Annotated in this window: 20 protein-coding genes; 6 read left to right on the top strand and 14 right to left on the bottom strand. The window is 41.4% G+C overall.

Translation table 11 applies throughout. The features are described from left to right. Positions 1 to 173: 173 nt before the first annotated feature. Positions 174 to 698 (bottom strand): NADPH-dependent FMN reductase, encoded by a 525-nt coding sequence (locus OCU87_RS22110; protein ID WP_062688996.1) that lies wholly within the window; start codon positions 696 to 698, stop codon positions 174 to 176. 383 nt (positions 699 to 1,081) lie between these two features. Between OCU87_RS22110 and OCU87_RS22105 the strand changes: the two genes are divergently transcribed. Further along, a complete protein-coding gene (locus OCU87_RS22105; protein ID WP_261858512.1) occupies positions 1,082 to 1,987 on the top strand; it encodes a LysR family transcriptional regulator in 906 nt (301 codons plus the stop codon). 124 nt (positions 1,988 to 2,111) lie between these two features. On the opposite strand, the gene adhP is transcribed toward OCU87_RS22105, so the two are convergent. Beyond that, positions 2,112 to 3,125, bottom strand: coding sequence for an alcohol dehydrogenase AdhP (adhP, locus tag OCU87_RS22100; RefSeq protein WP_261858511.1), 1,014 nt, complete (start codon positions 3,123 to 3,125; stop codon positions 2,112 to 2,114). 187 nt (positions 3,126 to 3,312) lie between these two features. Here adhP and OCU87_RS22095 point away from each other — a divergent pair, with 187 nt between their 5' ends. Further along, entirely contained in the window at positions 3,313 to 3,546 is a 234-nt protein-coding gene (locus OCU87_RS22095) for a hypothetical protein (protein WP_062689001.1), read from the top strand. Positions 3,547 to 3,709: 163 nt separating this feature from the next. Here OCU87_RS22095 and OCU87_RS22090 read toward each other — a convergent pair whose 3' ends face one another. Next, a complete protein-coding gene (locus tag OCU87_RS22090; protein ID WP_094955984.1) occupies positions 3,710 to 5,005 on the bottom strand; it encodes a DEAD/DEAH box helicase in 1,296 nt (431 codons plus the stop codon). 100 nt (positions 5,006 to 5,105) lie between these two features. Between OCU87_RS22090 and OCU87_RS22085 the strand changes: the two genes are divergently transcribed. Then, positions 5,106 to 5,243, top strand: coding sequence for a hypothetical protein (locus tag OCU87_RS22085; protein ID WP_261858510.1), 138 nt, complete (start codon positions 5,106 to 5,108; stop codon positions 5,241 to 5,243). A 142-nt stretch (positions 5,244 to 5,385) separates the two neighbouring features. On the opposite strand, the gene OCU87_RS22080 is transcribed toward OCU87_RS22085, so the two are convergent. Then, positions 5,386 to 5,532 (bottom strand): hypothetical protein, encoded by a 147-nt coding sequence (locus OCU87_RS22080; protein ID WP_261858509.1) that lies wholly within the window; start codon positions 5,530 to 5,532, stop codon positions 5,386 to 5,388. A 592-nt stretch (positions 5,533 to 6,124) separates the two neighbouring features. Here OCU87_RS22080 and OCU87_RS22075 point away from each other — a divergent pair. After that, positions 6,125 to 7,210 (top strand): right-handed parallel beta-helix repeat-containing protein, encoded by a 1,086-nt coding sequence (locus OCU87_RS22075; RefSeq protein WP_261858508.1) that lies wholly within the window; start codon positions 6,125 to 6,127, stop codon positions 7,208 to 7,210. A gap of 120 nt (positions 7,211 to 7,330) precedes the next feature. On the opposite strand, the gene OCU87_RS22070 is transcribed toward OCU87_RS22075, so the two are convergent. From OCU87_RS22070 to prsT, 3 genes are all read right to left on the bottom strand, one after another. Further along, the gene (locus tag OCU87_RS22070) at positions 7,331 to 7,735 is read right to left on the bottom strand and encodes a VanZ family protein (RefSeq protein ID WP_261858507.1); all 405 of its coding nucleotides are present in this window, start codon (positions 7,733 to 7,735) and stop codon (positions 7,331 to 7,333) included. A gap of 4 nt (positions 7,736 to 7,739) precedes the next feature. Next, positions 7,740 to 8,534, bottom strand: a complete 795-nt coding sequence (locus OCU87_RS22065) for a S1 family peptidase (protein WP_261858506.1) — start codon at positions 8,532 to 8,534, stop codon at positions 7,740 to 7,742. 133 nt (positions 8,535 to 8,667) lie between these two features. Next, positions 8,668 to 11,451, bottom strand: coding sequence for an XrtA/PEP-CTERM system TPR-repeat protein PrsT (gene prsT / locus OCU87_RS22060; protein WP_261858505.1), 2,784 nt, complete (start codon positions 11,449 to 11,451; stop codon positions 8,668 to 8,670). A gap of 157 nt (positions 11,452 to 11,608) precedes the next feature. Here prsT and OCU87_RS22055 point away from each other — a divergent pair, with 157 nt between their 5' ends. Beyond that, on the top strand, positions 11,609 to 12,733 hold the full coding sequence (locus OCU87_RS22055; protein WP_261858504.1) for a GNAT family N-acetyltransferase: 1,125 nt from the start codon (positions 11,609 to 11,611) through the stop codon (positions 12,731 to 12,733). Here the strand turns inward: OCU87_RS22055 and OCU87_RS22050 are convergent. Genes OCU87_RS22050 through OCU87_RS22030 form a run of 5 tightly spaced genes read right to left on the bottom strand, consistent with a single transcriptional unit; the run spans position 12,714 to position 18,042 of the window. Beyond that, positions 12,714 to 14,201, bottom strand: coding sequence for a polysaccharide lyase domain-containing protein (locus OCU87_RS22050; RefSeq protein ID WP_062687598.1), 1,488 nt, complete (start codon positions 14,199 to 14,201; stop codon positions 12,714 to 12,716). The genes OCU87_RS22055 and OCU87_RS22050 overlap by 20 nt on opposite strands. A gap of 29 nt (positions 14,202 to 14,230) precedes the next feature. Next, complete coding sequence (locus OCU87_RS22045) at positions 14,231 to 15,736, bottom strand: oligosaccharide flippase family protein (RefSeq protein ID WP_261858503.1); 1,506 nt, start codon at positions 15,734 to 15,736, stop codon at positions 14,231 to 14,233. Continuing rightward, a complete protein-coding gene (locus OCU87_RS22040) occupies positions 15,724 to 16,452 on the bottom strand; it encodes a nucleotidyltransferase family protein (protein ID WP_062687600.1) in 729 nt (242 codons plus the stop codon). Before OCU87_RS22040 ends, OCU87_RS22045 begins: the two co-directional genes overlap by 13 nt. Then, the gene (locus OCU87_RS22035) at positions 16,445 to 17,026 is read right to left on the bottom strand and encodes a D-sedoheptulose-7-phosphate isomerase (RefSeq protein WP_062687601.1); all 582 of its coding nucleotides are present in this window, start codon (positions 17,024 to 17,026) and stop codon (positions 16,445 to 16,447) included. The genes OCU87_RS22040 and OCU87_RS22035 overlap by 8 nt, the downstream gene beginning before the upstream one ends. Then, on the bottom strand, positions 17,014 to 18,042 hold the full coding sequence (locus OCU87_RS22030; protein ID WP_062687602.1) for a GHMP family kinase ATP-binding protein: 1,029 nt from the start codon (positions 18,040 to 18,042) through the stop codon (positions 17,014 to 17,016). The genes OCU87_RS22035 and OCU87_RS22030 overlap by 13 nt, the downstream gene beginning before the upstream one ends. 305 nt (positions 18,043 to 18,347) lie before the next feature. On the opposite strand from OCU87_RS22030, the gene OCU87_RS22025 reads away from it, so the two are divergent. Beyond that, the gene (locus tag OCU87_RS22025) at positions 18,348 to 19,667 is read left to right on the top strand and encodes a putative O-glycosylation ligase, exosortase A system-associated (protein ID WP_261858502.1); all 1,320 of its coding nucleotides are present in this window, start codon (positions 18,348 to 18,350) and stop codon (positions 19,665 to 19,667) included. On the opposite strand, the gene OCU87_RS22020 is transcribed toward OCU87_RS22025, so the two are convergent. Together OCU87_RS22020 and OCU87_RS22015 are read right to left on the bottom strand one after the other, a co-directional pair. After that, on the bottom strand, positions 19,664 to 20,509 hold the full coding sequence (locus tag OCU87_RS22020; RefSeq protein WP_261858501.1) for a glycosyltransferase family A protein: 846 nt from the start codon (positions 20,507 to 20,509) through the stop codon (positions 19,664 to 19,666). The two genes, OCU87_RS22025 and OCU87_RS22020, sit on opposite strands and share 4 nt — an antisense overlap. Continuing rightward, complete coding sequence (locus OCU87_RS22015) at positions 20,509 to 21,684, bottom strand: glycosyltransferase family 4 protein (RefSeq protein ID WP_261858500.1); 1,176 nt, start codon at positions 21,682 to 21,684, stop codon at positions 20,509 to 20,511. The genes OCU87_RS22020 and OCU87_RS22015 overlap by 1 nt, the downstream gene beginning before the upstream one ends. Between the last annotated feature and the right edge of the window lie 21 nt (positions 21,685 to 21,705).

Here is a 21,705-nt window from a genome sequence, read left to right as displayed (position 1 = left end):
CTGGTTTGACTAACAATTTGAAATATTTACTTACGTTTATACGAGCCAGTCGATTTAATACTCTAGCTTAGAGTTGCTTATTAAATGAATGCTGGCAATAGATGTGATGATTTACGCTGTAATGCAGGATTTAGCACGACAGCGAGAATCATATAATAGAATTTCGTTGTGTATTACTTCAGTAAGGCAACCGCTGATTGAAGTTGATCTAAAATCTCTGGATTTGTCACCGTACAGGTAGAAGGATCAAAGTTGTCATAAAAGCTCGGTACAGAAAGCTGCGCCTTTACGTCACCTGCGAAATAGGGAGCGGAGCCTGCAGCCGCTGCTAATACGTTACTTGCACCGCCAGGGCCTGGTGAGGTTGAAAGCAATAGCATTGGCTTGCCTTGGAAAACTTTTTGATCGATACGTGATGTCCAATCAAAAAGGTTTTTGTAAGCGGCAGTGTATGAACCGTTATGCTCTGCAAAAGAGATAATCAGAGCATCGGCTTCACCAATCTTTTTAAAGAAAGCCTGTGCTTGTGCAGGTTGACCAAGCTCTTGCTCACGCTCCATGCTAAAAATCGGCATTTCGTAATCATTGATATCTAAAACTTCAACATCAGCTTCATTTATGAGTTGGCTAGCAGCTGTTGCTAATTGTTTGTTGATTGACTGCTTACTGTTACTTGCTGCAAATGCTAATACTTTCATGATGATTCCTTAAAGTTCTAATTTTATATTTTTGGATGTTGAGCATTGTTACTGTTCTTAACGCTGACTAGTTGAATGCATTTAATCCAGTATATTCAATAAATTTGATAACGTTACGATCTGGGTCTCGAATAAATAGAGAGAGCCCCGTTGGGTGAGTTACCAGTTCGTGCTGCTGAGTGGAATGCTTTATTTCAACATCCATAAACATGTTTCGTGTTGCTGCTGATGGACTAACTATAAATTACATCGTGAGAATCATTAATAGCCTTATAGTGGATGGATTATTTCCAAATGACTGTTAATTGATGAATGTACGTAATAGAGTGTGTCACTGATTAAGCTAATTTAGTTACTCAGTTTGTCATAGAGAGAGGGAAGTTATGGCGTTTAATGCACATTTACTCGATGGAATGATCATTTTTGTTGAGGTTGTTAATTGCGGGAGTTTCACAAAAGCAGCTGAAAGTAGTGGTCACTCAACATCGTATATCAGTAAAGAGATAAACAAACTCGAAGAGCGATTAGGGGTGCGTTTGTTGCATCGTACTACGCGATCATTAAGTCTTACATCTGAAGGTGAAGTTTACTTTCAACAATGCCAGCAGTTACTTTTTGATGCAGAGCAAGCTGAACTCGCCATGACGGGAGGGCAGCTTGAACCACGCGGTTTGCTACGGATTTCATGTCCTATTAGTTTAGGCATATCCAGAATTCGCCCAGTAGTCGCGAAATATATGATGCAATACCCTGAAGTGAACTTGGAGCTGGATCTTAATGATCGTCGGGTTGATATGGTTGCCGAGGGCTTTGACCTTTTAATCCGAGCATCAGCTACGATTGAAGATTCAAGCTTAATATGCCGTCCTATATTTAAGTCACATGGGATCACACTTGCTTCGCCAGAATATTTATCACGCTATGGAACACCGACACACCCAGCTGATTTGGTGAATCACCGCTGCATTAGCTATAGCAACTTGAAAACGCCGAATGTATGGCAATTTACGGATCAAAATAATCAGATACATCCGATCCAAATACATAGCAAAGTACTGACGAACAGCTCAGAAATGGAGTTGGGTCTTTGTCTTGCGGGCCAAGGTATTACACGGTTACCCAAATTCAATTTAAGGTCAGAAATTGAACAGGGGCTTCTAGTTCCCCTTTTTACGGACTTTAAATTGCAGATCATCAATGTTTATATGATGTACCCCAGTAGGAAGCACATGTCTTCAAAGGTGAGAAGTTTTATTGATTTTGTTTTAAAAGAGCTAGGGGATGATTAAAAAGGCGACTGCATTATATCGATTTAGATGATGGAATAAGTGAAGGGTAAATTTTTCCTCACTTATTTACTCTAACAAAAACCGGCTAGTGTAAGCCGGCTTTATTTTTCATAAAATTAAAGGCTTAGGAGAAATCCATTACTATTCGGCCCGTAATTTCTCCTTTCAACATATCGTCGAAAATATCATTAATATCTTTTAATTGCTTCACTTCAGTAATGGCTTTTACTTTGCCTTCAGCCGCAAACTGTAAGCACTCTTGTAGATCTTTACGCGTGCCAACGATAGAGCCGATTACTTTGATACCATTCAATACCGTATCAAAAATAGGGATTGGCATATCCTCTGGCGGTAATCCAACCAGTACGCAAGTGCCGCCACGACGGACCGAGCGGTACGCTTCTTCGAAAGCGGGTTTTGAAACGGCTGTACACACAACACCATGAACACCGTTGACAAGCTGTTGAATTTTGTCAGATGGTTTATCTTTCAAAAAATCGATGCAGTAGGTGGCCCCAAGTTCTTTCGCTAATGATAGTTTTTCAGCACCAGTATCGACAGCAACGACATTCATGCCCATAGCGACAGCATATTGAATAGCAAGGTGACCAAGTCCACCCACACCCACAATTGCGACCCATTGCCCCGGTTTTACAGCAGTAACTTTTAATGCTTTATATGTTGTAACACCTGCACAGAAGAGTGGAGCTGCATCAACGTAGCTGATCCCATCTGGAATTTTGATAGTGTACTCACCATGAGCCAGACAATATTCTGCGTAACCGCCATCAACAGAGTAGCCCGCATTATGTTGTTCTAGACACAATGTTTCTTGGCCTTCTAAACAGTAATCACAGTGGCCGCAGGCACTATACAGCCAAGGTACACCAACACGATCGCCGACTGAAAGGTGTTTTATTTCGCTGCCAACCTCAACTATTTCTCCAACACCTTCATGGCCTGGCACAAGTGGCATTTTAGGTTTTACTGGCCAATCACCATGGCACGCATGTAGGTCGGTATGACAAACACCACATGCATGGATTTTAACTAAAACATCACGAGGTTTTACTTGTGGGAGTGGTATATCTTTAATGACAAGAGGACCTTTAAATTCGTTTACTACAGCTGCTTTCATGATTCATTCCACACTAATTAATGATTTTGATAATCATTCTCATCTATTGGTTTTGAATTTAAAATGATGTAAATCACGAATTGAAAATTTTCGTGTTGCTGTGAGATGGATCAATTTATGGCTTCGTTCAGATATTGTTCATCTTTGTTCAGTTAGTCTGAAAGAACATAAAGAAGAGGCATAGACGATGAAGAATATACTGACTGGTATTGCAGCACTTATTGTAGGTGCGTTTACATTGATTATGGCAACAGTAATGGGTCTTTTCATTAGTGTTGCAGCTTTACTAACAACGCCATTCATTAAGCGTAAAGTTGCTTACGCACACGCGGAAACTCGATTCAATCGCGCTAACATGCACGCTGCACCACACGGCAGTAATACCATTGATGGTGAATACGAAGACGTTAGCCACCGCTAATACAGTAAGTCGGATCATCAATCAAAGTACGTCAGAATACCAATCTCATCAGCAATTACTTAGGTTGGTCTAGTAGAGAGATAGGTTGGTATTAGACAGTGAATTAAAAAAGCCCGCTATGAAAGCGGGCTTTTGCATTTGTGCTTACTAGCGCTGGATGGCTCTACTTTTTAAGGCGAGTCACTTTGCTTGATTTGCCTTGAATCGCACGGCGAAGGCGAAGACGACGTTCTGCTGAACCTTGCTCTTCTGGGTTGTTAGTACGGCCCTGACGATTTTTAAATGCTGGTTTTGTATTCATTTTAAGCAATAGCGCATCACGGTCTGCTGGTTCATAGCCTGCAAGTTGAATACGTTTAATGCGTTGCTGAATGAGTTTTTCAATTTGCACGAGTGTTAGCTCTTCTTCACGGCTAACAAAAGACACAGCATGGCCTTCTTGACCAGCACGACCTGTGCGGCCAATACGGTGAACGTAATCTTCAGCAAGGAAAGGCATATCGTAGTTAACAACGTGCGGTAGACCTTGAATATCCAGACCACGAGCAGCAACTTCTGTTGCGACCATTACACGTGCTTTGCCTGTTTTAAATTCTTCTAGTGCACGACGACGTGCGCTTTGTGCTTTGTCACCGTGGCAAAGAACAGCTTTAATGCCATCAAGTTTTAGCTCTTTCACTACTTGGTTTGCTGTTTCTTTGTAGTTCACAAATACCAGCACTTGTTGCCAGTTTTTCTTACCAATCAATTCAGAAAGTAATTCACGCTTACGGTCTTCATCAACTGGGTACACAACGTGAGAAACCGTTTCTGCTGTTGAGTTTTCAGCTGTTACGATGACACGCTTTGGTTTACGTAATAAATCTTGTGCTAATGAATTCATTTGCGTAGACGATGTTGCAGAGAACAACATGGTCTGCGGATGCTGACTGATGCCACCCATAATGGTGCGAATCGCATTAATAAAGCCCATATCTAACATACGGTCAGCTTCATCGAATACAAGGAATTCTAGGTTAGCAAAACTCACGTTACCCAGCTCGATGTGCTCGATTAAGCGACCCGGTGTAGCTACAAGAATATCAACACCAGCTTCAAGCTTACGCTCTTGCGATGACATTTTTGCACCACCAAAAACAGCCGCAACAGAAACGTCGGTGTATTTAGTGTAGCTTTCGATGTTGTGTGCAATTTGATCAACAAGCTCACGTGTAGGCGCAAGAATTAATGCACGAACATTAAAACGGCTACGTGATTTTTGTTTGTCAAAAATCTGCTGAATGATAGGCAAAGAAAATGCCGCGGTTTTACCTGTACCTGTTTGTGCGTGTGCAAGGATATCGTGCCCACGACGAGCGTGTGGAATAGCCTGTTGTTGAACGGGAGTGAGTTTTTCATAACCACACTCGGTTAATGCGCGCACAATATCAGGTGAAAAACCTTGTGATGAAAATGACATTCTTTGTTCCTAAAGCAGATGGCTGTTGTATGGCTTTCATCGTAGAAAGAGAAACAGCGCCTGACCAAAAATACGGTCGCTGATTATAGAGGAATAATCAGTGGCTGTGGTGACTAATTGTGAAGGTATGAAGGGATTTTGTACAGTTAAAGCCGATAAAACCCAAAAATGCACAGTTTCAGTGGCTACAGTTGAGCCGCTGGCTGATTTTATTGAGGTTGATGAGCTGTATCGTTAATTCTAATCCCTATTTTCACTGATATACGTGTAAGACGGTATTGCGTGCTCGATGTGATCTTGCCCTGTCAATTTTTGATGAAGACCGCTAATCGCGGCCTTTGAGTAAATGTATTGTTGCTTGCTTATTTTTCAATGAAGCGTTAATCATTGTTTTCATAGGATAATTGGTGCATTGAATCTAGCGCTAGTTTAGTCACTCTCTCAAGTAGATCTTCCATCGATTCCTTTCCTGATGAAACTGTATTGTCCTCTCGTTCCATCGGATGTTTTGGGGAAGTAGATTCCATGGTAATTACCTTTATTTGACATATTCATATCGAGAGTAGTCGCTCTGGGCTAAATGGAAGATAAAAGAAGCAATACTTTTAAGCGCATACCACTAAAGAGGTGTGTAGCCATACAAAACGTGATCGGTGGCGCATTGTGGTGGTATTGAAATTTAGTGGAATTATTTCAGTATTGTGATTTTTTGAGAGAACCTTTGAGAATAAGCATGTTCGAGTAACCCATCTTATAAAAGAGGTAGTGATGCGACCGAGGCGCTATTAGCCAGTTGTTTTCTTTTATTGGTAAAACGATAGGTGAGACTGTCAGTATAAAAAGACAATTCATGGTAGGGAATGAATGCCTTTGTGTACCTTTTCGTTTAAGTCTTTGTTATCTAAAGCTTTAACTGTTCGTCGGTTAAATATCTTTCAGAAACAGGAGGATATAAATCGAACAATGTCTTCTAACATACCGCTGACATACCTTACAAACAGCCGCATAGAATCGCTTCGCTTAATTAAAAACACACCAGATAGGAAGCGGTTGATAAGTATGTTGAAGAACACAAACCAAAAAAATAAAGTACGATATGCTGTATTGTTAAGCTGCATAATGGGTCTGACTGCGTGCCAAGGGGGAAGTGCTGGAGATGATTCATCTGTGACGCCAGGGCCTACGCCTACGCCGGGACCCACACCGAACCCAACACCAGAACCAGGGCCCACACCGATCCCGCCACCTAAGCCATTGCCGCCCACCCCTGATGTTGCGGATAACACCTTTCTTGTGGATGGCGTGAGTTTTTCCAATATATCTGACGCGCAAAATGCATTGAAAGACAATAGTATACTCGTGATTGGTAATGGCACTTATCGTCAGGGCATGACGATTCAGCCGAGTAATGTCACTATCCAAGGTAGCCCTAATACCCACTTCATAGCGGGGGCTGTGAGTGGTAAAGCGACATTTGTAATCCAAGGCAACGACACAACCATGGAGCAAATTGAGTGTAGTGGCGTCACAGTACCCGATCAAAATGGCGCTTGTATTCGTCAAGAGGGGCAGAACCTGTTACTCAAATATGCGTATTTTCACGATAGTGAGCAAGGGATCCTTGCCCATGATGGCACTGGGACGATCCGAATTGAATACAGTCGTTTTGAAAATTTAGGCAAGGCGGGTCGAGCCCATGCGATTTATGTGAATAAAGCCGATCGTTTAGAAGTACGTTACAGTAAATTTTATAGCTCTAAAGATGAAGGGCATGAAATTAAATCCCGCGCAAAAGAAACGATCATTGAATATAGCGAAATTGCATCGTTAACAGGTAATGATAGCCGTTTAGTCGATGTACCGAATGCCGGTAAATTAGTTATACGTGGGAGCGTGTTAGAGCAAGGACCTAATTCTGCAAATAACCAGTTACTCGGTTATGGTTATGAAGTGAATCCTGTTGATCCTGCAATTTCACACTCGGTAGAGATTAGAGATAATATTATTATTTTAGAGCGTAATGGCAGTAACCATTTCTTTGGTATTTCAGACAGTGCGAAAGATGTTTCTAAGGTTGTGACCCAAAATAAATTTGTAGGCTCGATGAATGATTCCGCTCTTTATCAAAGTGGTAACCAGTTTTATGCTGATCGCGCGGCTTTTGGTTTAGGCCCTTTTCCTGAATTGCCGAGTATCGGGCTGTAACGAACTATCGTGAGTTGCTTTAAGGTAACTTATGTAGTGAAGATAATGTGATCGAGAAGGCCAGCAGTTGCTGGCCTTTCTTGTCTGTGTATTGGTGACAGACAATAAACAGTAAAAATATTACTTATTTCGTCGTGCTGATTTATAGAACAGCATAAACCCAATAACGACACCCATTACATTGGCTATCGCATCTAGCCATGAGGCTTCACGATTTAAAATAAACTGCCCTTGGCAAAACTCAAGAAACAGTCCATAGGCTGATAGCGCGATGCACAGTGAGATAAATTTGTGGAAGGATAAACCCAACTGGCTAGCAAGTATTACGAATAAACCGTAAGCCCCCAGATGAAGCAGCTTATCTAGAAATAAGATGCCGTATTGTTTTAAATCTAACAGACTGTCTGTTTCTGCCCCCGCAGAAAGTGATATTAGCGTTATAAAAACGAAATAACAGCTAAAAGCCCCCCAAGCAATATAGATCTTCAGCAGTTTGAATTGAGGTGCTAACCAATATGATCTCATAACCTTAATTTAGCGCCGTGCGTTTAATCAGCTGCTGCAAATGTTTTACAGGGATCGCATAAGTGATATCACTAGGGTTGGTAAGTGCGGACTCTTTGGTTGATTTTAGTAGCACTTTATTAACGATGGCAATCACGCTGCCAGTTGCAGGGTGATAAACCGGACTACCGCTGTTTCCAGGGTAAGCTGTGGCATCTAATTGGTAGACCATGTAGGGGTTTTTAAGGTGCTTAAGCTGTTTTACCGTTAGTTCTTTCGCATTTCTTGCGGGAATCGCCACGGGGGTAATACTCGAAATCATGCCTTTATGAGTAACAGGATAAAGCCCTAAAATGGCGCCGATAGGGAAGCCTGTAAAGGGGTATTCTTCACCTTCTCTAACTTGTGAGTTGGCCATTGAAAGGGTGGGTATTGCTTTACCGGTGATTTTTAATAAGGCTAAATCATGCTTTTCATCACGGGCAATAACACGCGCATTTCGAACGTCGGGGCTTTTTCCTTGACCAACAAAAACAACAAACTGCGTTTTACCATCGTTCAGTAATCGACTGGGTACCACATGCGCATTGGTTGCGATGATCTGACTCTTCGTTGATTGACTAGAGATGCGAACGGCAAAACCTGTACCTAATAACTGCGCGCGCGGTGTCGCGAGCTTGTTATAGATCCCAATACCGACAATGGCAGGTTTTACTTTGCTGATGGTATCTGGCAAGGCTGCAGTGGCTGTTATCGGTATGCTAATAGCCATCATAAGCAGTAAAGTGAACAATGCCTGGAATCTGTGAGTCGTTTTCATAATCGCACCTGTTTAAACATCGGAAGAGAGGGGGAGGGGCTCTTCATGTGTATTTTTACTGAACCTTCTATTGCTAGTCATGATGCTAAAACCGCCCTATTCGGGCGGTAAGCATAGGATGAGATTTATGGCACTAATTGACAGCTGTCAGTTTATTTTGGAGCTGGCCTTTTATCGCCATTAAGCGAGGATCTGATGTGTTGATTTTTTCCAACACATCTTTGGCGTTATCTGCTTGCTTATTTTCCAATAAACTTTCGGCATAGTGCAGTGCAATCTCGGCATCATCATGTTTCTTAGCGTAGGCTTCTTTCAGCGGCTGAAGCGAGGGTGCGATTTGCCCTGATTTCAATAGGCAATAACCATAGGTATCGAGTATTTCCGGTATATTTCCTCGTTTTGACGCGAGTTTGTGCGCTTTGTTTGCAGATTGACAGGCTTTGTCGGTATCGCCTTTTTCAAGGTACAGCCAAGCGACATTATTAAGCGCGATGATGTTGTTTGGTTCTCGCACTAAAATGGTTTCATACTGTGCAATCGCCTCATTTGGACGGTATTTAACTTGCAGATCAGCTAATCGAATTTGTAGTGAGTCGGCTTTGTTGCCGTATTCGTTGATAACCGATTTTAAGAATTTAATGGCTTGATCTGTTTTGTCTGCCATTTCATAAGCGATAGCTAAATCAGCGGCTGAATCTTGATTTGGAAGCATGTCATAACGCTGCTCTAATGCTTGGATAGCTTCTGGATACGCTTTGTTTTGTAGGTAGATCATCGCTTGTAAACGCAAGAAGTAAGCGGTTTGTTTGATTTCATCTGACTGCTGATTTAATAAGGCTTGGCTTTGTTCACTTTTGCCGGTTTTAAGCAGCAGGCCTGCTTGCATGAGGGTAAATCGCGTGTCGTTGATAAACAGGCTGCGTGCTTTTTCTGTTAGCCTTAAGCTGTTATCTGCTCTATTTACAAGCTCATTAAGTTGTATGTTTTTAATGTATGCATTGGGGTTAAGGGGCTCTTTTAGTAGCCACTGACTGTAGTAGGTGAGCGCGTTATCATAATCTCGTTGTTGGTTATAGAGATCGCCAAGTAAGCGTAAAGAACTGCTGTTTTGATTATGGGGTGAAATAGTTTCAAGCAATTCAATGGCATCTTGATATTCAGTGCTGATAGCGAGCGTAGTTGCTTTTTGAACCTTCAACACATCGTTATCTTGGTCTTTATTTCTTTGCTCGTCGATGGCTTTACTCAATTCAGCCATTTGGTCCGACTGATAAGCAAAACGTACGGTATGACGGAAAACTAGAGGGTTGGTTGGCTCTACCTGATACGCTTTTATTGCTTGTGAATAAGCCGCATCAGGGCCTTCTTGTTTATCGGCGAGTTGTGCAACTGCAAGGTGTGCTTGAATGTTCTCACCGTCGCTCGCTAATACCTTGGTGTACCATGTTTTAGCCTGATCGGGCTGTTGCCTAATTTGATAAACCAAGCCTTTTAATAACATAGCCTGCGTGTTGGTCGGGCTTTCTGCTAACCATTCATCAATGGTTTTTTCTGATTCATCTATTTTGCCCAGTTTTAGGTAGAAGTAGGCTAATCCGAGCTTTGCCTCTTTCAAATCAGGGTTAACATTTAGCGCTTGTTGCAGGGTATCCAGCCCACTGGTGTCATTATTGGCCAGCTGAATGAGCCCAAGTTTAACTTGGCTATCACCTGAACCGTTAGCGGATGCTTTTTGCGCGAGTGCAAGCGCTTCATCTTCACGGCCTAAACGCGCGAGTTCAACACTCATTGATGAAAGGAAAGTGCTGTCTTGTTTTGTTTGCCCGTTAAAGTTACTTAGAGTGCTCATCGCATCATCAATGTCACCAAGCTTAAATTGAGTGATGGTGTATAGGCGTTTTACAAAGTGATTATCGGGAACCAGTGGGTCTATCTTTTTGAAGTGTTCATTCGCTTGTTCAAACTTACCTTGCTGGAAGGCAACCACACCGGAAATAAGGTAAGTGGATACGTTTTGAGAGCCGTTTTGAATGGCAAGATCAGCATGTACTTTAGCTTCGTCACTATCTCCCTCTGCGTAGAGTATGTTTGCTTTTAGTTCATTAACGATGACGTGGTTATTTGACATTTTCAGCAAGTTACTAACGTACTTATCTGCATCTTTATAAGCTTCATCTCTGACAAGTGCTTGCGCGAGGTATAGCGTGTATTGAATCGCATCTGGTGCGTTATCCACGGCTTTTTGATAGCTCCTAGCCGCTGATTTATTATCACCTTTCGCTGTCTCTAAATGTCCTTTTAATAGCCAAGCATCACTGCTTGTGCTGTGTTCTTTAACGATGTTATTTACAATGTAAAGTGCCGAATCAATGTTCTCGTTGGCTGCATCGAGTGTTGCACGACCGATGGACTGATACAGGGTGTCTTGCCCTGCGTTTTCAGCAAGAGAAAGGCTGTATTGCGCCTCTTCCATTTTCCCTTGTTTAAGAAGGGCGAGTGCTTTAAATGCCAGCAATTCGGTTTTAACGCTCTGTTCTGTGGTTCGCGTGTTATCAACTAATTCGATTAATGCTTCTGTTTTATCTTGTCCTAGCAATGCTTGAGCAACAAGAGGAGACAATGAATCACTGTCGCCTTTCAACCGAAGGGCTTTTTCGAGTTCTTTTTCAGCAGATGCAAAATTACCGCGATCTAGGTAAATTTGACCAAGTATTTGTCGAGCTTGGCTGTCTTTGGGGGCTTGTTTAATAGCATTTTTTAATTCAATAATAGCGGCGTTGGTATCTTGGTCTTCAATATAGGTTTGCGCTTGCTGGAGATATTCTTCGGTAGATTTATCATTACATGCAGCCAAAGAAAGCGTTATGAAACTGGCTAAAGCGAGTCGGGTGAAAGTTTTGCTTTTATTGTGAGTCATAAGCATCCCTGTGATGACAAAAAATTGCTGGACATTTTTATGATAGACCTAAATAAGTTTGTCAGCGCAAAGAATTGAAGGATGTCCAGTGCTTTACATTATTGATTGCTACTCTTAGTTAATAGGCAGAGGACGCTGTTGAAAGATGGATGGTTGAATGGATTACCAAAATCAGATTGAGTGCGAATGGTTACGTAGCCCTTCGATAAACGAAGTAAAAGATCAGTGGCTGGCGCTTGAACCTAATACCAAGCCCAATCCCTTTATTTCATGGTGTTGGATTGGACCATGGCTTGAAACCTTTGTTGACGATTTTTGGTTACTAACGGCCTGCAACAGTGACCAAGTAGTCGGGCTCGGCATTTTTACGGTGAAACAGAAAAGAAATTGGTTGGGGCAAAGTTACAACCATTATTCTTTGCATCGACTCGGAGATGAACAAGCCGATCAAATTTGGATTGAATATAATGACTTCCTTCTTGAGTGCGAACATGAAGCGCAAATAAGAGAAGCGATGTTTAGTGCCGTTAAACTAAGGCTGCAACCGAGAGACTGTTTATCCGTAGGAGCAAGCCGCGAAGAGGTTATTTTTCATGATGCTTTTATAACGGATCAGACGAGGACGATGCTCCCGCGAACGGTATGGCAGAGCTCTAGTTATTTCATTGATTTTAAACGGTTAAATAGTAATGGCCAGACGCTAGATGAATCGCTGTCGAAAAGTGCACGTAAGCAAATACGGCGAAGTATTAAAAAGTATGAGCGCAGCGGGTCTTTAAAAGTGCATACAGCAGATTCTTGTGAAAAGGCGTTAATATTGTTTGAGCAGGCTAAGCATAGGCACATGAATCGTTGGGGGGGGAATCTCGGGGAGAGTGGCTTTGCGAATCCTGAATTTGTTCAATTTCATCAGGCTTTTATTCGTCATAATTTCTCAAAAGGTATGATACAAATCCACCGAGTTACAGCGGGTGAAAGTGATCTAGGTATTATTTATAACTTTCATTTTGGCGGTGTGGTTTATTTCTATTTAAGTGCACTTTCATATAGTGATGATCCGCAGCTAAAGCCTGGATTAGTTGCCCATTATTTATTGATCGAACAGGCACTTGCTGGTGGGATGAAAATGTATGATTTTATGGGGGGAGAGGCTCGATATAAACAAACATTTTCAAACAACCGTCAGCGACTTTCGATAATAGAATATCACCAGCCACATTTTGCCCTATCGCTACAAAATATGGCTAGGAGTGCTAAGCGTCTTATGGTTCAAAGCAGCTGATTGCCTCTTTAAATGCTCCCATAAAGGTGTCTCCATCCAATACTGGGTTTCCACAAAAATCATGCAATGGTGTCTTACCTGTTGATTCACTCGTCGTTAGAAACGGGTAGGGCGTTTCTGAACGGGTAAGTGCTTTCGTGGGTGTGAAGTCGCCGACAGAAGGCGCTTTAAACCAACCATCCAGTTTCTCGCCGCCACCCCAAAAATCTTTGCGCAATACTGTATTGTTGAATTGTTCAGCAACGCCTTTATCTCGCTCTCTTATGCTACCGCTTAAGATGTTATTGGTAACTAAAGCGGTTGATTGTCTAAAGCGAATATCAATCCCTGTGGTGTTATATAGGATATTATTATTCACTATGGTGTCTTTCCCTTGGTTGATGTACACCCCAACGTCGTTGCAATGCATCATAATATTATTACGAACAACAGAAAGGTTTGTTTCAAAATTTGATTTATCTCGTCTGGTGGCGCGTTTCATTCCTCCGCCCCCCAAAGAAACACCAACTTGATAACCCCCATAATCATTACTTGTACTGTTACAGACGATGAGGTTGTTTTCGATCACACCATTATTAGAGCCCCCTTTGATAAAAGCGCCATAACTGACTTGATTGCCCCCCAACTTAATAAAGTCTCTAATAATATTGTTGTTAAGTACCCAACTGTTACCTGAATCGAGGTTAATGGGAGTGACTGAGCTGGAAGACTCACTGGGTTCGGTAAAGTAGAAATAATTATGAGAAACTTTGCCAAAATCAGGATAGTTGTTGTTAACTCCGTTAACTTTTATAGCGGCGTTAAAATCCACAAACTCATTATGAGTGATTTGTAAATTATCGGCATGCCCGACAATATGCATTGCATGCTCACAGTGAGGTTGGCAGTTCCCAATGAAGCGCAGCCCTGTGATAATCCAGTTGGGCCTATTGATAAATAAACCTTCTAACGTACTGAGTTCTAAGTTCACCTTCCCTGCAGTTTCAGCCCTAACGATAACGGGGTTATTTGCTGTAGGATAAGCAAGGCTACTGTTGATCCGTTTTTGTTCAAGGTAGTAATCACCATTTTTGATGACTATTTCCATACCGGGTTGTGCGGTATTAATGGCTTTAATGATGTCTTGTTCATTATCGACAATAATAGAGCGACTCACACTGGGAAGGTCAGCATATGCTGTAGAGAAGTTAGGGCCTACCGTTGGCCAATTGCTACTATCAAACTCTCGCCAAAAATAGTTGTTGGTCGTTAGCGTTTCACTGGCGTTTAATAGGGTGTCACCTGCGATAGCAACAGTAGGGTAATCTTTTTTTATCGTATGTCCAATACGTTGGAGTGTCTCAGGAAGCGCTTCTGCTTGGTTGCTAACTTGGTTGTAAACGCTATAACCCAAAAAAATGATAAGGATATGGGCGAAAAGACCAACGGCGGCAAAGTAGCTTTTTATACTGTTTATTGGGAACTTCATATTTGCCTCATTGAGTCTGATTAGCGTTATTACATCTGTTTAGCATCTGACTTTGTTAGTTTTTGCCAAACCATCATTTTTAGTTTACTAAGTTGAAGTGAAATAAGGGCATAGGTCGTGGAATGGTTTTTAAATAGGGTGATAAAGCTGATTAATACAGCAATGTAAATAGAGGTGTAGACAAAACTTGTTGCTAATACACATAGCAGATTAGTCACTTCATTTATGAGTAACAGCTGAAACGGTGCTGTGATCAAGTAAGCCGCGCCCGAAGCAATGACAAAGGGGAGCGATTCGAGAAGATAGGCCGCAACAGATAAAGAGATCAGGCGTTGCAACACGAAAAGCAGAACAAGGCAACTTACTGCTGTTAGTATTATCCTAGCAATAACAAGCGCTTCAATGTCCCCCCAGTACACAGCAAGAAATAAGACAATACTCGAGACAATGGCTGTTATTAACTCAAATTTGAAGAGAAACTTTATTTTATCAAGCAACGTTAATACATCAAAAAGCGCAAATAAGAGTATGCGTGTAATTAATAACGGTGCAGCAATCGGTAAGAGGTTAGCAACGACAGACCATTTTTCAGCACTACCTAATGCTATTATCACAAGCTGCTCAGCGTTTATCGCTAACAAGCCCGTCAACAGTATGACAACGACACTGGTGGTAATTAAGGTGTTGTGAAAAATGGTCGTGAATTGTGGTGATTTCCTGTCAAGTTGACCAAGACCAGGGTAAAGTATTGATATAAATGGCAAAACAAGAACATCTGATGCTGTCTCATATATTCTCTGGGTGATACTAAATGCACCTAACGCTGCTGAACCAACAAATTTTGATATTATGAGTTGATCGCATTTGTTGTTGAAATAATTGACGATGCCTTTTAGTAATGTCCACTGAGAGAACGAAATTTGTTTGTTCAATCGACTTAAACAGAGTGCTGGTCGGTAGCTGGAAAAATAATAACTTGTTGTCGTGATAATAGCGAAATAACTCACCATGCCAACAATATAGGCCCAATATGTCGGGGTTATTAAAATTAGAATGAGTGTTATTATAAAGGAGGTTATTTTTGCGCTTGCATCCCAGAACATCAACGTTTTAAATGCCATTTCTTTTTTTAATAGCGCAATGCCAATATTGGCAAAGGCGAGAAAGAGTGGAATTAGTGCTAACGCTTTTAATATATTCTCAAGCTGTGGTTCATTAAAATAAGAGGCAGTCCAGCTTGAAAAGCTAAATATAGTTAAAGCAATAAGCAGTTTAATAATGAGTTGAATCGTCCACGCGGTGTTGATGTCTTCAGAGTCTGGGTCAACCTCTTTAATTAAGTAGGCTTCAGTACCTAATCGAGAAAATAGGTCAAAAAAAGCGGTAACTAAGGTCGCGGTTGCGATAAGCCCGAATTCATCAACGGATAGAATTCGAGCGAAAATTAGCATGGTAAGTATGCCAACAGCAGAAGATACCCACGAGGCGATGGTTAGCCAGAAAGAAGCTGAAGCTAATTTTTTTACGAAAGACATTGAATTTGACCTGATCCCATAAGATCACAGAAAGTGTAGTAATCTTCAGGGATGCCAATATCAATGAAAAACCCATCAAGAATACTGGCGCCTATCGTTTGATGAGCAAGTTCATGGTGCAGAAAGTCTTCTTCAAAAGAAAAGCAATCAAGCTTAGGAAGCTTTGTAAGTAACTCTGGTTGAGTTAAATAAACACCAGCATTGATGTAACCTTTAGACCCCGCTTTTTTTTCTTGAAACCCAGTGACTAGCATGTCGTTATCGATGGTGAGTTTGCCGTAGCGAGCAGTGTCGTCAATTGCCTTTGCGGCAATAATCAGTAATTTATCGGTTTTATCTTGTTCTAGCTTTGATAAGTTAAATTCAACAAAAGTGTCACCATTGAGTATGACTATGCTTTCATTCGGTTGAAACGAAGCATTGAGTAATACGTTTTTAATTGCGCCGCCAGTACCGAGTGGTGATGCTTCAGCGATATATTCAATATGTAGGCTTCTGTATTGGTCGCCGAAGTGGTGAATAATGCATTCTTTTAAGTGGGATACTGCTAAAACAACCCGCGATACTCCCTGAGAAATAAGATAGTCAAATTGATGTTCAAGAAAGGGAACACCGGCAACATTGACCATAGGTTTGGGTTTGTTGTTGGTGATGCTGCTCAATCTTGTACCTAGACCACCACAAAGGATAATGGCCGTTGTGGTGGTATTACCCATTGAAATATCCTTTCTCGACAAACCCGCAAATAGCATGACCAATAAGGATGTGGCATTCCTGTATACGTGCAGTATGGGATGATGGAACAGAGATACACAAATCGCACATGGCTTTCATATCGCCACCTTCACCTGTTAATCCTATGGTCGTAATGCCTTTTTCTTTTGCTATCTCGATTGCTCGTAAGATATTTGGCGATTTACCTGATGTACTAATGCCAATGAATACATCGCCTTTTCTCCCATTGGCCTGCAGTTGGCGAGCAAACAGTTTTTCAAAGCCGTAATCGTTCCCTATGGCAGTAAGTATCGATGTATCCGTAGTAAGCGCTTGTGCAGGGAGGCCGGGGCGATCAAATTCAAAGCGACTCACAAATTCAGCAGCAATATGCTGGGCATCTGCTGCACTGCCACCGTTACCTGCGAGCAGCACTTGATTACCCGCTTGATAAGCCTCTAAGCAGATCTCTCCCGCACGCGTCATTGCTTCTAACACGTCATCGCGCTCAAGTAGGCGTTGCTTGGTTTCGATAGAAGAACGAATTTGCTGGTTAAAATACGTTAGGCTTTCCATGATTGTGTTCCTTGCCAAGTGAAGTGGAATGGCTGGATCTTGCCGTCTAAATCTGAGAGTGATTCCTCAACACTGAGTCGGTGGATAGGGTCGACAAACAGCATCATGAAGCCACCACCGCCAGCGCCTGAAATTTTGAGTGACTTAGCCCCAGATGTTAGTGCGCGATCTTCAATCAAATTAATATGGGGAGTTGCAATGGAATCTGATGTGGCTTTTTTTGCATTCCATGACTCTTGGAGTAGATCAGACATGCCGCAGATATCAGAGTGCAATAGCCGTTCTTTCATCTCAAAAGCGAATCGCTTAACGTCATGCATCGCTTCAAGTGGTTTTTTATCTGTAGAAGTGGTCGTTTTAACCTGATCTTCAATGATTTGAGCTGACGAACGTGAAACACCAGTGAAATAAAGCATTAACTGGCTCTCTAGTTCGTTAATAATTGGCTGGCGAATGCGAAGCGGATTAACTAAAACGCGCTCGTTTTCATAGAACTCCATGAAGTTAAAACCACCAAAAGTGGTTGCATACTGGTCTTGTTTACCACCAGAGAGTTGGCAATCAATACGTTCTATATCGTAAGCCAATCGAGCAACTTCATATTCATCTAACGATAAATTGAGCAGTTTTTGGTAAGCACTGATGATGGTTACAACCATAGTTGAAGACGAGCCTAACCCGCTTCCTGGTGGGGCTTCAGAGTGGGTGTAAACCGTCACTGCTAATGGTTTGTTGTCGTTAAATTGGCTGACAATACGGTTGTAAACGGCTTTATGTAGGAGGAGTTCACCCTCTAATTCGAGGTAGTTAAGTAAAGGGGAGTGGTAAGTGACGTCAATATCTTGTGCGACAAAAGAAATGCCTTTTTCGGGCGAATGTAGCTCGATGGTGCAATGTGCATACATATTAATAGTTGCATTTAACACGCAGCCACCATATTGGTCGCAATAGGGAGATATATCGGTGCCGCCACCAGCAAGGCCTAAACGAAGTGGAGAACGAGAGCGAACAATCATAATAAGCATCCTTACTTGCGCATGAATTACTGAAATTTCGGCGACTACTCGTTTGTATTTGTTGCGGATAAAACTTGGTTTACATCAAATAGTCATCCTATATTTAGGATGGATGCAGAGTATGTTTTGTGCAAGTTTGTCTCGTGACTAAAGCAAATAAGTACAATATAAATATGCAACAGCGAAATCTGATTTGAGATTTCTCAGGGATGAAGTATGGAATCACTACTTTTTTTAGGTTGCCTCGTACTATTAGTGTACTTGTGCTGGAAATCAACCAAGATAACAGCAGAAAAGGATGATTGATGCGTGATCTTGTGTTTGTTACAGCATTTGCTTTCATGGCTGTTTTTGCTATTAGACGGCCGTTTATTGCATTATCGTTATGGCTTTGGTCTGGCTTGTTTGTCCCAACACACTGGTTAGGTGGATTTGCTGCTTCTTTTAGTTATAACTCTGCTTTTGCGGCTTTAACTATGCTGGGTTACCTTATTTTAAGGGACAAACCTCGTTTCAAACTGACAGGTCTTTTCGTTTGTGTCCTTCTTTTTTGTATTCATACATTATTGGCGACACAATTTACCCTTGCGTATTTTGAGTTGGTTTGGTTTGAGTGGGTTAAATTCTTTAAAATAATTCTTACTTTTATTTTTGTGTGCTTGTTAGTTAGGAAAAAAGCACATTTTGATATGGTTGTTTGGGCCGTTGTCTTATCAATCGGCTTTTACGGTTGTGTTGAAGGGTTAAAGTTTATTTTGTCTTTTGGTGGACATAAAATAGCAGGCCCTAATAGTCATTTACTCAGTGATAATAATCACTTAGCTGTTGCTTTGTGTATGACCATCCCCTTGGCGCTTTATTTGTTCTCTCAAGAGGAAAGTAAAATAATAAAGTACATACTTTGTGGGATAACTGCATTCTGTGTTATTTCAGTATTGGGTACACACTCAAGAGGGGGGTTATTAGGCCTTATCATTATAGGTGGTTATTTTTGGATGCGAAGTAGTAGCAAGATGGCATCGCTTATAGTGATGTGCTTGGTGCTATCGGTTGCCTTATTCTATCTCCCTGATAGCTGGTTTGATCGAATGAATACCATCGAGCAGGCTGATCAAGATGGTTCGTTTATGCATCGGGTAACGTCGTGGAAGATCCATACCCTGATGGCGATGGATAACCCTATCTTTGGCGGTGGTTTTAAAGCTGCGCAGTATGCACACCTGTGGCAACTGACGGCACTTAATATTGATGCTTTGAGCTTTATTCCTTCACCTGAACCCGGTGAAAAAGGCCTAGCAGCACATAGTATTTACTTTCAAGTGATTGGCGATCAGGGATTTGTTGGTTTTATTCTTTTTGCTTTTATTCTATCGCTGACCTATTTCCAGTTAACTGCGGTAGAGAAGTATTTTGTAAATGATAAAAGCGAAAAAAATGCTTGGGAGTATGAGCTTGCCAAAATGCTTAAGGTTTCTTTTCTTGCATTTTGTGCAGCAGGTGCAGCGCTCTCCCTCGCGTACCTTGAGTTATTTTGGGCTTTAGTCGCGGTGAGTAATTGCCTTTATGTTCATTCCTATTTTTACAAGCAGCATCGTTGTCAGGATATGACCGCAGTTAAAGTTTAATTTGATAATTTATGCTTCGCAATTATATCAAAAATAAGGTTGGAACTTTTCCATCGAATTGCTGGTAATAGTTCTTTAGAAATAGTTGATGCATCTTCAGGCATAGCTGACAAACCATGTACTTTAAGGTTAGGTACAATAGAGGATTGTTGCATATAGCGGGTTGAATACCGTACACGACGTCTTAAATAAAGTTTGATGTCTTTAATAGAGAAAATAGCTAAGGGTTCATAGGTAAAAATAGCACTCTGGCAAACGCCAATTCTTTGTTTGGGGTGATCACTGTTTTGTTCTAAGTTAGTCGCTGATAAATAGCCTAGCATACTATCATCGCCAATCAGACCAACAGGCAGTTTAACTTCTTGGCTTATTATTTTTGATATAAACGGTTGAGATAGTAAGTATAGGTTGCCGGTAAACTGATGTTTTTCTAGTAACTCTTTTCTCCAAGCGATAGAACTTCTTCCATGTTCAAACGGGAAGCTTGAAATACTATTGTAGGCTGGGTGACTGAGGTGAAAATCAATGATGTTTTTGATGGCATCGTTTTCAAATTCTAAATCTCCATCGACAAAGATAGGAATTGAAGAATGATCATAATAATCGTAAGTGAATATATTCCAGGCATTAGATTTGTCGCCAATTGACAACTCTACGACATGCACTTTTTTGTTTTTCTTTGCGATCTTGTAAGCGACTTCTGCTGTTTTGTCTTTGCATCCATTGGCCATGATATAGATGTCAGCACTATAATTGCCTTGGTTTTTTATAATACTGTTAATTGACTTCTCTATATGATGCTCTAGGTTGTAAGCAAACACACAGATTTGTATTTTTGACATTATTTAACCTCTACAGGTGGGGATGGTAAAGATGTTGATGATAATTGAATGTTGATTAAATCAACGATTTTGTTGGCATTTTTTTGCCATTCTAATTCTTTTATTTCTATGGTTTTTACTGCTTCTTTCTGCAGTTGTTCCCGTAAAGTTGCATCATTGATGAGTTGTTCAATTTTAGCGAGTAAGTGCTGCATATTATTGGATTCAAAAAGAAGGCCGTTTACTTCGTCCGTGATAAGTTCTCGAATATTAGGTGTGTTAGGTGCCACAACGGCTTTACCTGTTGCTAAGTATTCAATCAGCTTTAGAGGAGAGCACCAAGGCGTGACAGCAGGTTGAATTGCGATATCGATTTGTTCTAGCCAGTAGGGCATGTCTTTCCTGTTAACTAACCCTGTAATGTGAATGCGATCAATCATTCTCATGGCTTTAGCTTGGTCTTTTAGTGCTTCTAAAACAGGTCCGTCACCAACAATCAAAAACATGACATTATCTGCCTGGTGGCGCGCTAACATAGTGAGTACCTGATCTAGTTGGTGCCATTCGCGACAGAAACCGACAAAACCAACGACAAGTTTATTTTTGAAGCGATCATGGCGTTCATTATTGCGTATAGACGAAAAAACTCGTTTATCAATTCCATTGTGAATGACAGTGATTTTGTCGTTAGTGACACCCGCTGTTCGAATATAGCCTGCAAGTACCTCAGTGACAGGAAGCAGGTGATCGGTATTGCGCCAAGCATAATATTCAGACCATTTTGCAAGCATACCAAAGGCAACGCCACCGTAGTTCATTCGCTCTTGATAAAGTGGAGAGTTAACCTCAAGAATCAGTGGTAGGTTAAATAGCTGCTTTGCCCAAATACCTGACGGTAAATAGAGGTTATACCGCTCATAAATTGCATCGGGTTGGTGCTTTTTGATTGCTTGGCAGAGTTTAATCAAATCATAGAAACAATAGCCAAACTCCAGTAACTCACTGATGACCTTTGGTAACTTTTGACGCAGACGAGAAACCCAGCCACCATCACTACCAAAACTAGCTTTTTCTGCTACGTTCGGTGCCACCATGATGACGGTATGGCCTTGATCACGCAGGGCAGATACGATGGCATCAATATGAACATATTGGCCATCTTTGGAAGCGATGCGGTGGTGGTAGAGTATCTTCATCCGTGATAAACCTTTTTCTAA

This window comes from Photobacterium sanguinicancri (assembly GCF_024346675.1).
GTDB classification, from domain to species: domain Bacteria; phylum Pseudomonadota; class Gammaproteobacteria; order Enterobacterales; family Vibrionaceae; genus Photobacterium; species Photobacterium sanguinicancri.
Note: the sequence above shows the minus strand (reverse complement) of the source record. Positions and strands in the feature narration are given on the sequence as shown.